This is a genomic window from Trebonia sp., from assembly GCF_030042015.1.
Taxonomy (GTDB): domain Bacteria; phylum Actinomycetota; class Actinomycetes; order Streptosporangiales; family Streptosporangiaceae; genus Trebonia.
This window is the reverse complement of record NZ_JASIAL010000524.1, coordinates 1-14,186: the sequence shown is the minus strand read 5'-3', so window position 1 is coordinate 14,186 and position 14,186 is coordinate 1. Positions and strand designations below refer to the sequence as shown.

The following is a 14,186-nucleotide window of genomic DNA, read 5'->3' as shown; positions in this document are numbered from 1 at the left end:
GACTACTGTGAGCATGGGTGTACCTTCCCGGCCCGGCGTTCCAGCGCCGGCCATTGCTTGAGACCTCTACGACTCGGTCACCGGGAAGGTACACCCTCCTTCGCTCGCGCCCTTCCCGGCAGATCCACAGGTTTCAAGCATTGCTCGGCCGCTGCCGGCCGAATACCCTGCGGGCGGTGGCCTTCGACCTGAAGACGTTCTTCACGGTGATAGGAAAGGGTCCGCTGGAGGTTGCCGCGGCGGATGTGTTCGAGTTCCTGGCCGGCCAGCGGGGGGACCGGACGGTGGTGCGGCTGGCGGACCGGGAGTCGGGGCTGTCGGCGCGGACGATCGCGCGCCGCCTGTCGTCGGTGTCGGGGCTGTATGCGTACCTGGTCGCCCGGGGCGACACGCCGGTGCAGGCGAACCCGGTGCCGCGCGGCCTGCTGACGCGGCGGCAGGGCGGGTCGCGGCGGTCGCGGACCGCGCCGCTGGTGCGGGTGCCGCGCACGCTGCCGCGGATCTTGGCGCCGGCCGAGGCGGACGGGCTGGTCTCCGCGCTGCGCACGCACCGGGACCGGGCCATGCTGCTGGCGATGCTGCTGGCCGGGCTGCGCCGCTGCGAGGTGCTGGGGCTGCGGTTCTGCGACGTCGAGGTCGCTGACCGGCGGCTGGTGATCGTGGAGGGCAAGGGCGGTCATCACCGGGTCGTCCCGGCGGCGAACCGTTTCTTCGGCGCGCTGGGCGCCTACCTGTATGAGGAGCGGCCCGCGGCGGCGCGCACGGACCGGGTGTTCGTGGTGCTGAAGGGACCGCGGCGCGGGCTGCCGCTGTCGGCGGAGGGGCTGGATGAGGTCCTGGCCGGCGCCCGCCGCCGTGCCGGGCTGGAGCACGCGACCTGCCGCGGACGGCGCGGGCGAAGGACAGGTCCCGGGGCCGGACCTTGAGCCCGGCGCGCCGTCCCTTGCCCGCAGGCGCGGCCGCGAGCGCGGCGCCGAGGACGACGCCGCGGGTCATCGCGGTGCCGGCGGCCCAGGCGGCGAACGGTGCGGAACGGGCTGACGGCGGCCGTGGTGGAACGACGCCTGGCAGGGGGCGAGTGCCAGCATTACGGGTGCGTCCCGAGCACGGCGCTGCTGTGGCCCATGGAGCTGGCAGCGGAAGTGACCAGGATGCCGGGGCTGGAACTGCGCGGGCCCATCGATCCGGTGCCGGTGCTGGAGCGCCGCGACAGGTTCGTCGATCATCAGGACGACGGCCCCCAGGTGCGGACGATCCAGAGCTTCCCTGCGACGTTTTTCCGGGGTCAGGGCCACCTGGCCGGCCGGCTGCGGGTCGAGGTGGCGGCACCCGACGGCGACGTCCGGGCGCTGACCGCCCGGCACGCCGTGGTCGTCGCGACCGGCAGCGACCCGTGGATCCCTGACGTGCCCGGGCTGCGCGAGGCGCGTCCGTGGACGAACCGCGAGGCGACCGACGTGCAACTGGTGCCGAAACGGCTGGTCGTGCTCGGCGGGGGGCCGGTCGGCTGCGAGATGTCGCAGGCGCTGCACGCCCTGGGCGCCGAGCAGACGACCGTGCTCACGGACAGCGACCGCCTGCTGCCCCGGCACGAGCCGTTCGCCGGCGAGCTCGTGGCGAAGTCGTTCAGGGAGTCCGGCATCGACGTGCGCCTGGGCCGCCTGGCCAGGCTTGTCGGGCGTCCGGTCGCGGGCGGCCCGGTCACCGTCCACGCCGAAGACGGCTCGCGGATCGAGGCTGATGAGGTCCTGGTCGCCGCCGGCCGCCGGGCGAACGTGGGCGATATCGGCCTCGGGACGGTCACCCCGGAATCCGGCGGGCCGGTGCCGCGGGGCCCGCTGCAGGTGGATTCGAGTATGCGCGCGACCGGCGTGCCCGGCGGCTGGCTTTACGCCGTCGGCGACGCCAACGGGCGCAACCTGCTCACCCACATGGGCAAGTACCAGGCCCGGGTGTGTGCCGACGTGATCGCCGCCCATGCCAAGGGCCTGCCCGAGGATGGGCTGGCGCTCCGCGACACCGCCGACGACCTCGGGGCGCCGCAGGCGATATTCACCGACCCGCAGGTCTGCGCGGCCGGGCGCACCGAGTCAAGGGCCCGTGCGGAAGGCTTCCCCGTCCGCACCGTGGAATACGACATGGCAGCGGTCGAGGGCGCTGCCCTCCAGGCGGACGGCTACACGGGCCGGGTGAAGGCAGTCGTGGACGAAGACCGCCGTACCCTCCTCGGCCCTACACTTGTCGGCCTCGCCGTCACGGCTCAGGTCCCCCTCGACCAGCTATGGCACGCGGTTCCGGCCTTCCCCACCGTCAGCGAGTTCTGGCTCGAACTCCTCAAGGCATACGGACTCTGACACGCCGCACGGCTGACGACCGCCCGCCGCAGCAAGGCAGCGCTACCGCGGGATCATGGAGGTGACCTAACCGCCGGGAGGCACGCGGTGCGACCTACCTTCAGCCTGGGCCAGATCAGTGGCATCCGGATCGGCGTGAACTGGAGCGTGCTGGCCATCGTGGCCCTGCTGGCCTACGGGCTGGCGGTCGGGCAGTTCCCCGCCGAGGTCCCGCACCGGCCAGAGGCGGAATACGTGGCGGCCGGCCTGGTGACCGCCGTCGTCTACATGGGATCGCTGCTCGTCCATGAGCTGTCGCATTCGCTGGTGGCCCGGCGTAACGGGGTCAAGGTCGAGGACATCACGCTGTGGCTGCTCGGCGGGGTGTCCAGGCTGGAGGGTGAGTTTCCCGACCCGGGAGCCGAGCTGCGCGTCGCCGGGGCCGGGCCGCTGGCGAGCCTGCTGCTCGGCGGGCTGTTCTTGCTGGTGACCTGGCTGGCGGTGGCAGCCGGCGCCCGCGGTGTGGTAGTGGCGGCGCTGGCCTGGCTCGGCGGCATCAACATCGTGCTCGCGGTGTTCAATGTGATCCCGGCCGCACCGCTGGACGGCGGCCGGCTGCTGCAGGCAGTGCTGTGGAGTATCAGCAAGGACAAGATCAAGGCCGCGAGCTGGTCCGCCAGGTCCGGGCAGGTGTTCGGCTGGGTCCTGGTCGTGGCGGGCTTCTATCTGGTCCTGGTCCAACGCGATTACAGCTGGCTCTGGTTCGTCCTGCTCGGCTGGTTCCTGATCAGCGCGGCCACCGCCGAAAACCAGCAGGCGGTGCTGCAGTCCCGGTTGCGCACCGTGGCCGTGCGGGAGATCATGACCGCCAACCCGGCCACCGTGCCGGCGTCGGCTACGGTGGCGCAGTTCCTGAACGACTACCTGCCGTGGCACAGGCACTCCGCCTTCCCGGTGGTGGACGACGGCCAGACAGTGGGCCTGATTACCGTGCACCGCGCCAACCGGGTGCCCGCGGGGGAGCGCGCACAGACTTCGCTGCGCGATGCGGCGTGCCCACTATCTGACGTCGCCCAGGCCACTCCGGATGAGCCGGTCGCCGACGTCCTGTCCAGGCTCAACGAATGCTCGGAGCGCCGGACACTGGTGCTGCAGGACGGCCACCTGGCCGGGATCGTGTCCCCGGCGGACATCAGCCGCGCCCTGGGACAGGGCTTCCGCGCCCGGTAAACCCCGCGTCAGCCGGTCGTCCAGGGCCGGAGCTTGCGGGGGTTGCGTACTGCCCAGATGTGGGTGATCCGGTCGCCTGCGAGTCCGAATGCGAACACCGTCACGGTGACGCCGTCTTGCTGGGCCACTAGGCCGGGCTGGCCGTTGACCGTGCGCTCAAGGAACGTCACGGTGCCGGCTGCCCCGCTGACCAGACCGACCAGGTAGCGCCCGATCTGTTCGGCGCCCTCGATGGGGCGCAGCTGCGCGCTGACGAGGCCGCCGCCGTCGGCGGTCATCGTGGCACCGGGGTCTAGGAGGCCGATAAGAGCACCGATGTCCCTGGCTTCCCACGCCTGCCTGAAGTCCCTGACAATGCCGGACCGCCGGGCGGCCGGGGCCGGCGGGACCGGGGAGGCGGGGATGCGGCGGCGGGCTGAGGAGGCCAGCTGCCGGCACGCCGCCGGCGTGCGGCCGGTGATCTCGGCCACCTCGGCGAAGGAGTAGCGGAAGACGTCGTGCAGGATGAACGCCACCCGCTCGGCAGGGGTCATCGATTCGAGCACGACGAGGAAGGCCATGCTGACCGACTCGTCGAGGGTCACCCGGTCGGCCGGGTCGGCCGTGGTGCCGCCTGGCCACTCCGCTGGTTCTGGCAGCGGCTCCGGGATCCATTCGCCGACGTAGCGCTCCCGCCGGGCCCTGGCCGAGCCGAGCAGGTCCAGGCAGATGCGGCTGGTGACCGTCGTCAGCCAGCCGCCGGGGGATGCGATGGCGTCCTGCTGCTGCCGTGACATCGCATACCAGCGTGCGTAGGTTTCCTGCACCGCATCCTCGGCCTCGGCCAGGGAGCCCAGCAGCCGGTAGGCCAGATTGATGAGCCGGCGCCGCTCGCTCATGACCGTGCTCAGGCCCGGATCTGGCCTGCCGCCTCCCGGCTCGGCTTGGGTGCTCATGGCGCCGTTGGCCTCCACTGGTTCGCCGCTGTCCTTACGAGGTAGACGAGACAGCGCGCCGGAGTGTGAGGCCGGCCCGCCGCCTGACATTCCGGGGGGTTGCGTCGTCGCATTTACCGTGATGCACCGCAACCCGCAACCGCCAGGAGAGGAAAGACCACCATGGAACCGCGTCTCAACCTGCCCGGCAACACCGTCGTGACCAGATTCGTCAGGCACCTGGTCTCGGCGGCCAAGGTGGTGACCGATTCGGCCCTGCCGGCCGCCACGCAGGAGCTGGTGAAGCTCCGGGCCAGCCAGATCAACGGCTGCGCCGTCTGCACCGACATGCACGCCAAGGACGCCGCGCATGCCGGGGAAACCCAGCTGCGGCTCAACCTGGTCGCGGTGTGGCGGGAGGCGACGGTCTTCACCGAGGCCGAGCGGGCCGCCCTGGAACTCACCGAGCAGGGTACCCGCATCGCCGACGCCGCCACTGGCGTCACCGATGAGGCCTGGGCGAACGCCGCCAAGCACTACGACGATGACCAGCTCGCCGCGCTAGTGTCGCTTATCGCCGAGATCAACGCCTGGAACCGGCTGAACGTCATCACCCGCCAGCCGGCCGGTGACTACCAGCCCGGCCAGTGGAGCCAGCGCCCCGTGATCAGTCATTGAGGGCGGCAAGCGCTTCGCGCGCCTCGTCGGCGATGCGGGGCGGGACGTCGCCGAGTTCCGCGACGTGCCGCAGCGCCTTGGCGTATGCGACACGGTAGGCCTCATCCGCGGGCACCGCGGTGTCCGGGATCACGCCGGTGCCCTGCCAGTTCGTGCCGGTGATCGGGTTGATCGAGCGCGCGAACGGGATGGCGATGTGCACGGCGGCGCTGATCGGAAAGGGCCGCGTGGGGTGGGCGCCACCGCCGGTCGTCTCGCCGATCACTTCCGCGCGGCCCAGTGCCTGCAGTGTGTAACCGAAGTCTTCGCCCCCGGAGAACGTATGACTGCTCGTCAGCACGTAGACCGGGCGGTCCAGGTAGCGGCTGCCCGGCAGGTACGGCAACGACCAGAACTGCGCGGTCTCCCCGGTGTCGGCATGGAAGATGTCGTTGAGGTGGATGGGTTCCTCCGGCAGGAGGTAGCTGCACCAGAACGCCACCCCATGGGGTGACCCGCCGCCGTTGCGCCGCAGATCGATGATCAGCGCGTAAGTCCCGCAGACCAGCTCCATCGCCGCGGCGATCGCCTGGCCGGCGTTTTCCGGCATCGGCACCCGGCGCAGGTCGAGGTAGCCGATGTTGCCGTCCAGGCGTTCGACGCGGTGGATGCCGAAGTTGTCCAGCTGTCCTATCTGCCGCATCTTCAGCCGCCTGGCCGCCCGGTCGGCTGCCTTGCCGCCCGCGCGCTCAGCCGCATCGGCGCCGTCCGGGTCGCCCGCGCGGCGGCCTGGACCGCGGCGCCCCGGGCCGGGGCCTCCTCCGAGCCGGACCCGCAGGTGCTTATCGCCGCTGGCCTCCTGCAGGTGACTGGTGAGCAGCTCGGTGAGCGTGATCTCGTCCAGGTTGTCGTATTCGCCGGCCGCCAGCCGCGTCTCGACGGCGGTCGCGACCTGCCCGGCCAGCTCGGGGAACACGTAGTTCTCGCGCAGCAAAGCCAGCGCCTTCGCCACGATATCCCGGCTGGTCAGCTGCTCGGCGGCCAGCGAGCCGTCATCCGGCACGCTGATCACGGCAGCGCCTGGCGCGTCGGAGGTGAACTCAAGCAGCCTGGCCGACGGCAGCCGCAGCGACAGCTCGGTGCGCAGCTCTTCCATCGGCTCCCGGTGCGCGGCAGCCCAGGCAGCCAGGTCTTCCGTCGCCGGGATGAACACCCGGACCAGCAGCTGGCCCGGATCGCTGCTATCGCGCAGCAGCTCGGCGCGCACCACCGCGCCGTCTGGAAACAGTTCGCTGACCCTACGGCCAACAACGCGTGCCACTTGCTCCACGCTTGGTCAACGGCAGGCCCCATCCCATAGGTTCCGCGGCGCAAAGCCGGACACTAGGATTGTGGGTTTGATCGCCAACAGTGACGGGGGAGCGCTGTGGACCGCGAGGGTTTGAGAGTCGTACCCGAGGCCGCGCCCGACGTCGCCGACGAAAGCGCGCAGCCCGCGGAGCAAGGCACGCGGGCCGAGACGGCACCAGGCGATCATGTTCGGACTGCCGGCAGGCGGGGGACGTTCCGCGCGCTGCGCTCGCGGCCGTTCCGGCTCTACTTCGCGGGTCAGGTCGCCTCGGCCAGCGGAACTTTCGTGCAGCAGACCGCCATCGGCTGGCTGGTCCTGCGGCTCACCGGCTCACCGGCGGAACTGGGCCTGGTGCTGGCCGTGGGCGGCGTGCCGTCGCTGCTGTTCGGCCCGTGGGGCGGCACGGTCGCCGACCGGGTCAACCTGCGAAGGCTGCTGATCGGCACCCAGACGGCCTACGGTGTGCTGGCCGGCCTGCTCTGGGTGCTGGCGGCCGCCGGGAAGGCGTCCGTCGCGGCGATCGTCGCGATCAGCGTGGCCGGCGGTGTCGTGCAGATCGCCGACTCCCCCGCCCGGCAGGCATTCGTCGGTTCCCTGGTGCTGCCGCAGGACCTGTCCAGCGCGGTCAGCCTCAACGGCGTCGTCATGAACAGCGCCCGGGTGGTCGGTCCCGCTCTCGCCGGCGTACTGATCCTCACGATCGGCACGACTCCGTGTTTCGCGGTCAACGCGCTGTCGTACCTGGCCGTCATCGCCGCGCTGGTGCTGCTGCGCCCGCTGCGGTCCGGCGCGCAGCGGCGGCACGCGGCAAGCGGCGTCCGCGAGGGCCTGCGGTACGCGGCCAGCCGCCAGCAGCTGTGGCTGCCGCTCGTCATGATGGCGCTGGTCGGGCTGCTGGCCTTCAACTTCCCTGTCATCTTGCCCGTGCTGGCGAGCCACACGTTCCACGGCAACGGCGGGACCTACGGGCTGTTGTCCACCATGCTCAGCATCGGCTCGGTCCTCGGCTCGCTCGGCGTCGGCCTCATCGGTCATCCGCGCCGGCAGTACCTCGTGGTCACCGCGCTGGCGTTCGGGCTCTTCCTTGCCGCGACCGCCGGGGCGCCGGATGTCGCGCTCGCCTGCCTGACGCTGCTGGTGACCGGCGCGGCTGCCTTCTCGTTCGTGACACTGTGCTCAACCACGCTGCAGCTGCACTCGTCGCCGGCCTACCGCGGACGGATCATGGCGCTGTGGGTGTACGTCTACATCGGGACCACCCCGGTCGGCAGCATCATCACCGGGGCGATCATCTCGGCCGCCGGGGCGCGGGCCGCCCTGCTGACCGGCGCCGCGGCGTGCCTGGTCGCGGCCGCCATCGCCTCCCGGGTGCACACCCCGCCGCACCTGGACGCGACGCTGACCGATCTCGCCGGCGCTCAGCCAGCCCAGGCCGTCCCCGAGTCCCCCTCAGCCGCGGCCGCGGACGACGGCTCTTCGAAGTAGGCGATCGTGCGGAATTCGATGCTGTGCCGCGGCTGGGTCGCCTGCGCGGTTGTGTCGCGGAATGCGCTGTGCGGAACGCGCCAGGCCCGCGAGTGGTCGGAGTCGTTGAACGTGAAGAAGAGGACCTCGTCGCGGGTCATGTCGGGGAAATACCACCACCGGTGGGCGGGATTGTGGTGGAACTCGAAGCCGCTGGTGCCCGGGGCGTCCGGTGGCATCTCCGCGTACAGGTCGGCGGGGATCTTGTCCACGAAGTACAGGCGGTTGGCTAGCCCTTCGCCGGGCGCGACGCTCGTGAAGTCGCACAGGGCCAGCGGCCAGTCCTGCGGCGGAGGGCTGAAGACGCGCCACACGCTGGTGAGGAGCGCCCGGCGAAAGCCGTGCCCGTCGGGGAAGCGGGCAGCGTAGGCGGCCTCGGCGCGCCCGCGCGCCCCGGTGACGGAGAAGTCGCAGTGGACCAGGGCAGCCTGCGGCTGTGAGGCGTTCGCGCCGGGGTCGGCGGAGCGGCGCAGCACCCAGCCAAGCGGCGCCACGCGGTCGGCCCCCGTCTGGGACTGCACGAACTCGGCCACCTCGCCTGGGTAGACACGGTCCACCTCCTCCCGGTCGGTGAAGTCCGCCACCGCCGAGGTGTGCCCGACGATCGCGAAGCCGTTGCGGTCGAGCGTGAACTGGTCACGGACGGGGCGGCCGTCGCGGATCCGCACCTCATACGTGCGGTATGTCCCGGTGTTGACGCTCTCCCCCGGCGCGGTGAACCGGCGCAGCACGGTGGACTCGGGTGCCAGATAGCTGAGCTCGCCCGTGACTTCTCGGATGCCCGCCGGGCTGGTGATCATCCCCATCGCCGCCTCTCCTCCGGTTGGCCTGCGAGTTCTAGTGAAGAGCGCGCAGAGCGCGATGTCCACGGCCGGCGTCGAACCGGGCCAGCCGGCTAGCCGCGTTTTTTCCCTGGCCGTGATTCCCGGGCAGATCCTGCGGCGACGCGGGCGGTGGCGCGCCGCGCGCGCAGGGCGGTAAGCAGCAGTTGCGCCGCCAGGCAGGCGCCGACGCCCTCTCCTGACCGCAGCCGCAGCTGCAGCAGCGGCTCGAGGCCGAGATCGGTCAGGACCGCCTGGTGGGCACGCTCACGACTGCGCTGGCCGGCCACGAGCACGGCCTGCACGGCCGGCTCCGCGCGCACCGCGAGCAGCGCCGCGACCGACGTGAGCAGTCCGTCGAGCACGACGGGAACGCGGCGCTCGGCCGCCCCGAGCGTGACCCCAGCGAGCAGCGCGACCTCCGGCCCGCCCAGGCTCGACACGAGCACCCACGGGTCGGCGAGCCGCTTGCCATGGGTGCGGCGGGCTCGCGCGACGGCCTGGCCGACTACCTGCTGCTTGCGCCGTACCATCGCGGCGTCGGCGCCGGCGCCCAGGCCGACCGCGCCGTCCGGCTGCAGGTCGAGCAGCACGCAGCTCAGCGCCGCGGCGACCGTCGTGTTCCCGATGCCGACCTCACCGAGGCAGATCAGGCCGCGGTCAGAAAGGCGGCGCCCGATCGCCCTTCCGTCTTCGGCGAGCGCGCGGGCGTCCGCGACCGTCATCGCGTCGGTGTCGACGAGGTCGCCGCCTGCCGCGGCAAGGCTGGCGTACCTGGCCTCTACCGCAAGCCCGGCCTGCCGCGCGATCGCGGCGCCAAGCGAGACGCCCCGCAGCGTGGCGGAGAAGACATCGGCGGTGACCGACGGCTGGTAGGCGGAGACGCCGTGCCTGGCGACAGGGTGGTCGGCTGCCGCGACGAAGAGCGTCCCGCCCGCCGGCGGCACCGGGCGCAGTGCCAGCACGCGGTTGACCGTGGCGTCGAGGACGCCGAGCGAGTCAGGCACGGTCAGCAGGTCGTCGCCGGTGTCGCGGCCCGCCACGACGGCCTGCGGATCCGGCCCCGCCAGATGCGACACGGGCCGGGCCGGTTCGTCCGCGGACGGCCACCGCTCGGCCATGATCACGTCATCGAGCGGCAGCCGGTGTGACCAGCCGCGCCGTTCGAGTCCGGGACCTGGCGGACGCTCATCGGGCCAGCCGAGGCACAGCCAGCCCAGGGTCGCGACACCGTCCGGCAGCTGCAGCAGCCCGGCAAGGTCGGCAGGCTGGAAAAGCGTGACCCAGCCGAGCCCGAGCCCGGCCGCGCGCGCGGCCAGCCACATGTTCTGCACCGCGCACGCGCAGCTCCACATGTCGGCGTCGGCGAAGCTCGCCCGCCCGAGCACCCCCGCAGGCGGGGTGCGCCGGTCGCACGCGACCACGACGCCGACCGGCGCCTCCCTGATGCCGTCGAGCTGGAGGTCAAGCAGCATCGCGCGGCGTTCGGCCGTGAGCAGCTCCGCCTGGCGCAGCCTTTCCCTGTCCGCCAGCAGCGCGGCCCGGTCGCGTGCCGCCTGCCCGGTGACGACGATGAACCGCCAGGGCTGCGAGTGCCCGACCGATGGCGCCTGGTGGCCCGCGGTGAGGACCTGGCGCAGGAGCTCGGGCGGCACGGGGTCGGGCCGGTACCGTCTGACGTCGCGGCGGGCGGCAAGAACGCTGTGCACGGCGGTGACCGTGGCCTGGTCGAACGCCCACCCTGCGGGCGCCGCCGACCGGTCGGCCGCCGACGTGGGGTCGCCGACAAGGGGCACGGGACGGGGCCAGGTCATAGCCGGAAGCCTAGCCGCGGCGGACCGGAATGTCGGCGGCGCGAGATACGGTGGGGCAATGCTGGAGTCGTTCCATCCGGCGGTGCGCGCCTGGTTCGAACGGCGCTTCCCTGAGGGTCCCACCGAGCCGCAGGCGGCCGGGTGGCGGACGATCGCGGGCGGCGGTCACACGCTGATCGCCGCGCCGACCGGGTCCGGTAAGACGCTGGCCGCGTTCCTGGTGTGCATCGACCGGCTGTACCGGGAGCGGGCGGCGGGCAGCGGCCCCTCGGTGGTGTACGTGTCGCCGCTGAAGGCGCTTGCTGTCGACATCCAGCAGAACCTGGAGGCGCCGCTGCGGGAGATCGCCGCGGTGGCCGCGGGGATGGGGCTGACGGCGCCGGACATCCGGGTCGCGGTGCGCACAGGGGACACCGCGGCGGCCGAGCGCGCCGCGATGCTGAAGCGGCCGCCGGACTTGCTCATCACCACCCCGGAGTCCCTGTACCTCCTGGTCACCGCCGAGCGGGGCCGCGGGATGCTGCGCAACGTCGCGACGATCATCGTGGACGAGATCCACGCCGTCGCCGGGAACAAGCGCGGGTCGCACCTCGCGCTGACGCTTGAGCGGGTGGCGCACGTCGCGCAGCGGCCCGTGCAGCGGGTGGGGCTGTCGGCGACGCAGCGCCCCATCGACGCGATCGCCCGGCTGCTTGTGGGCGCCGGCCAGCAGTGCGCGGTCGTCGACACCGGCCATCGGCGGGAGCTTGACCTCGCGCTGGAACTGCCCGACGACGAGCTCGGCGCGGTGCCGAGCGCCAGCCAGCTGGCGCAGATCCTTGACCTGATCGCCGCGCACGTGCGCGAGCACAGGACCACGCTGGTGTTCGTCAACACCCGGCGGATGGCCGAGCGGGTGGCGCACGAGCTTGGCCAGCGGCTCGGCGCCGACTCCGGGCACCAGGACGCGCTCGGCGCGGACGTGGCCGCGCACCACGGGTCGCTGTCACGGGAGCGGCGGCAGCGGGTCGAGCGGCGGCTGCGCTCCGGCGACCTGCGCGCGCTCGTCGCGACGGCGTCGCTCGAGCTCGGCATCGACATCGGGCCGGTCGAGCTGGTGTGCCAGCTCGGATCGCCGCGCAGCTTCGCCACGTTCCTGCAGCGGGTGGGGCGCTCCAACCACACGAGGACCGGGACCCCGGCGGGCCGGCTCTACCCCACCACGAGGGACGAGCTGGTGGAATGCGCCGCGCTGCTGCGCGGGGTAAGAGCCGGCCGGCTGGACGCGATCGTGATCCCGCAGGCGCCGCTCGACATCCTCGCGCAGCACCTGGTGGCCGAATGCGCGGCGGCGCCCTGGTCCGCCGATGAGCTCTACGAGCTGGTGCGGCAGGCGGCACCGTATGCCGGGCTGTCCCGGCAGGACTTCGACGACGTGGTGCAGATGCTGGCCGAGGGGATCAGGACCGGGCGCGGGCGGCGGGCGTACTACCTGCACAGGGACCAGGTGAACGGCGTGCTGAAAGCGCGCCGCGGCGCGCGCCTTGCCGCGCTGACCTCAGGCGGGGCGATCCCCGAGCTCGGCGACTTCCGCGTCGTGGCCGAACCGGACGAGACCGCCCTCGGCACGGTCAGCGAGGACTGGGCGACGGAGAGCTCGCCCGGCGACATCTTCCTGCTCGGCACCCACTCGTGGCGGATCCGCCGGGTGGAGCCAGGGGTGGTCCGGGTGGTCGACGCGAACGGCGCCCCGCCGTCCGTGCCGTTCTGGCGGGGGGAGGCGCCCGGGCGGACCAGGGAGCTGTCCGAGGAAGTCTGCGCGCTGCGGGAAGCGGTCGCGGCCAGGTCGTCCGCGGAGGCGGCCGGCTGGCTGCGCGCCGAGTGCGGGCTCGGCGCACCCGCGGCGGCCACGATCGTGAGCTACCTGCACGCGGCGCTCGCCGCGCTCGGCGCGCTGCCGACCATGGACACGATCATCCTTGAGCGGTTCTTCGACGAGGCCGGCGGCATGCAGCTGGTCGGGCACGCGCCGTTCGGAGCGCGGCTCAACCGGGCGTTCGGGCTGGCCCTGCGCAAGCGGTTCTGCGTGACGTTCGACTTCGAGCTCGAGGCCTCGGCAAGCGACGACGCGATCCTGCTGTCGCTCGGGCCGCAGCACAGCTTCCCGCTCGAGCGGGTGCCCAGGTTCCTGGCCTCCGCGTCGGTGGAGCAGGTGGTGCGGCAGGCGGTGCTGACCGCGCCGCTGTTCCAGTCCCGCTGGCGGTGGAACCTGAACACGTCGCTGACCGTGCTGCGGATGCGGGGCGGGCGGAAGAACCCGCCGGCGATCCAGCGGATGGAATCCGACGACCTGATGGCGGCGGTGTTCCCCGTGCTGGCCGCCTGCCAGGAGAACGTGGCGCCCGGTCCGCTTGAGATCCCCGACCAGGTGCTCGTGCGCCAGACGCTGGCGGACTGCCTGCACGAGGCGATGGACATCGACGGGCTGCGGTCGCTGGTGGCCGGGATCGAGACAGGCCAGGTCACGGTCCTGGTCAGGGACACCACCGAGCCTTCCGTGCTGGCGCACCAGATCCTGAACGGCGCGCCGTTCACCTACCTGGACGACGGCGAGTTCGAGAACAGGCGCAGCCGCAACGTCCGGGTGCCCAGGGGCCTGCCGGTCGAGGCCCGCGACCTGGCGCGGCTTGATCCCGACGCGATCGCCCGCGTCCGGGAGGAGGTGCGGCCGGCGCCCCGGGACGCCGACGAGCTGCACGACCTGCTGCTCACGCTGTACCTGATGCGGCCGGTCCAGGCATGGGCGGGCTTCTACGGCGAGCTGGCGGCGGCCGGCCGGGTGGCCGCCGCGCGCGACGGCGCGTTCTGGTGCGCGGCCGAGCGGCGCGCGCTCGTAACCGGGCCGGTCCCCGAGCCCGAGGTCGCGGCCGAGATCGTGCGCGGGCACCTGGACGTGCTCGGGCCGGCCACGGTCCCCGATCTCGCCGCGGCGACCGGGCTGGCGTCGAAAGACGTGGAGATGGCGCTGCTGCAACTGGAAGCGGAGGGGTTCGCGCTCCGCGGGCGGTTCAGCGATCCGGGCGCCCCCGCCGGGCCGGAGGAATTCTGTGCCCGCCGGCTGCTTGCCCGCATCCACGCCTACACCCGCGAGCGCAGGCGCCGCGAGATCGAGCCGGTCACGCCGCGGGACTTCATGCGCTTCCTGCTGCGCTGGCAGCACGTCGCCGACGGCACTCGCGTGGAGGGCAGCCACGGGGTGCTGGCCGTCGTTGAGCAGCTGCAGGGGTTCGAGCTGGCCGCGGGCGCATGGGAGAAGCCGGTGCTCGCGGCCCGCGTGACCGGGTATCAGCGGGAGTGGCTTGACCGGCTGTGCCTGTCCGGCGAGGTCGCCTGGGGGCGGCTGTCGCCGCGGGCGGACGCCGCCGCCGAGGACGTGCCGCGCGGCCGGGGGCTGAGTCCGTCGCGGGCGACGCCGATCACGCTCACGGTCAGGGAGGACCTGCCGTGGCTGCTGCGCGCCGCGCGCGGCGACCGGATGCCGGCCGGCCCAGGGCCGGGGCCGA

The 14,186-nt window shown here is 72.7% G+C and carries 10 protein-coding genes; 6 read left to right on the top strand and 4 right to left on the bottom strand.

Annotation, left to right across the window (positions count from 1 at the left end; all coding sequences use genetic code 11):
• Positions 1-17 precede the first annotated feature (17 nt).
• The 3 genes from Q1N79_RS27980 to Q1N79_RS27970 all read left to right on the top strand — a co-directional run bounded on the left by Q1N79_RS27980 (position 18) and on the right by Q1N79_RS27970 (position 3,563).
• Positions 18-926 carry a tyrosine-type recombinase/integrase gene (locus Q1N79_RS27980; protein ID WP_300614053.1) on the top strand — a complete coding sequence of 303 codons (909 nt, stop codon included), beginning with the start codon at positions 18-20 and terminating at the stop codon, positions 924-926.
• Between the two features lie 99 nt (positions 927-1,025).
• Positions 1,026-2,354, top strand: coding sequence for an NAD(P)/FAD-dependent oxidoreductase (locus Q1N79_RS27975; RefSeq protein WP_300614052.1), 1,329 nt, complete (start codon positions 1,026-1,028; stop codon positions 2,352-2,354).
• 87 nt (positions 2,355-2,441) lie between these two features.
• Complete coding sequence (locus tag Q1N79_RS27970) at positions 2,442-3,563, top strand: site-2 protease family protein (protein WP_300614051.1); 1,122 nt, start codon at positions 2,442-2,444, stop codon at positions 3,561-3,563.
• 8 nt (positions 3,564-3,571) lie between these two features.
• Here Q1N79_RS27970 and sigJ read toward each other — a convergent pair whose 3' ends face one another.
• The gene (sigJ, locus tag Q1N79_RS27965; protein WP_300614050.1) at positions 3,572-4,498 is read right to left on the bottom strand and encodes an RNA polymerase sigma factor SigJ; all 927 of its coding nucleotides are present in this window, start codon (positions 4,496-4,498) and stop codon (positions 3,572-3,574) included.
• A gap of 162 nt (positions 4,499-4,660) precedes the next feature.
• On the opposite strand from sigJ, the gene Q1N79_RS27960 reads away from it, so the two are divergent.
• Positions 4,661-5,155, top strand: a complete 495-nt coding sequence (locus tag Q1N79_RS27960; protein ID WP_300614049.1) for a carboxymuconolactone decarboxylase family protein — start codon at positions 4,661-4,663, stop codon at positions 5,153-5,155.
• Here the strand turns inward: Q1N79_RS27960 and Q1N79_RS27955 are convergent.
• The gene (locus tag Q1N79_RS27955) at positions 5,145-6,455 is read right to left on the bottom strand and encodes a S41 family peptidase (protein WP_300614048.1); all 1,311 of its coding nucleotides are present in this window, start codon (positions 6,453-6,455) and stop codon (positions 5,145-5,147) included. The genes Q1N79_RS27960 and Q1N79_RS27955 overlap by 11 nt on opposite strands.
• A gap of 120 nt (positions 6,456-6,575) precedes the next feature.
• Here Q1N79_RS27955 and Q1N79_RS27950 point away from each other — a divergent pair, with 120 nt between their 5' ends.
• Positions 6,576-7,970 carry an MFS transporter gene (locus Q1N79_RS27950; protein ID WP_300614047.1) on the top strand — a complete coding sequence of 465 codons (1,395 nt, stop codon included), beginning with the start codon at positions 6,576-6,578 and terminating at the stop codon, positions 7,968-7,970.
• Here Q1N79_RS27950 and Q1N79_RS27945 read toward each other — a convergent pair.
• Together Q1N79_RS27945 and bluB are read right to left on the bottom strand one after the other, a co-directional pair.
• Entirely contained in the window at positions 7,904-8,815 is a 912-nt protein-coding gene (locus Q1N79_RS27945; RefSeq protein WP_300614046.1) for a CmcJ/NvfI family oxidoreductase, read from the bottom strand. The two genes, Q1N79_RS27950 and Q1N79_RS27945, sit on opposite strands and share 67 nt — an antisense overlap.
• An 89-nt stretch (positions 8,816-8,904) precedes the next feature.
• The gene (gene bluB, locus Q1N79_RS27940; protein WP_300614045.1) at positions 8,905-10,644 is read right to left on the bottom strand and encodes a 5,6-dimethylbenzimidazole synthase; all 1,740 of its coding nucleotides are present in this window, start codon (positions 10,642-10,644) and stop codon (positions 8,905-8,907) included.
• A gap of 58 nt (positions 10,645-10,702) precedes the next feature.
• Between bluB and Q1N79_RS27935 the strand changes: the two genes are divergently transcribed.
• A partial coding sequence (locus Q1N79_RS27935) for a DEAD/DEAH box helicase (RefSeq protein WP_300614044.1) occupies positions 10,703-14,186 on the top strand: 3,484 nt, incomplete at its 3' end.

Bases quoted from the DNA above. Each gene is read 5' to 3' on its own strand.
- sigJ (WP_300614050.1), bottom strand. From the start codon at position 4,498: ATGAGCACCCAAGCCGAGCCGGGAGGCGGCAGGCCAGATCCGGGCCTG.
- Q1N79_RS27960 (WP_300614049.1), top strand. From the start codon at position 4,661: ATGGAACCGCGTCTCAACCTGCCCGGCAACACCGTCGTGACCAGATTC.
- Q1N79_RS27945 (WP_300614046.1), bottom strand. From the start codon at position 8,815: ATGGGGATGATCACCAGCCCGGCGGGCATCCGAGAAGTCACGGGCGAG.
- bluB (WP_300614045.1), bottom strand. From the start codon at position 10,644: ATGACCTGGCCCCGTCCCGTGCCCCTTGTCGGCGACCCCACGTCGGCG.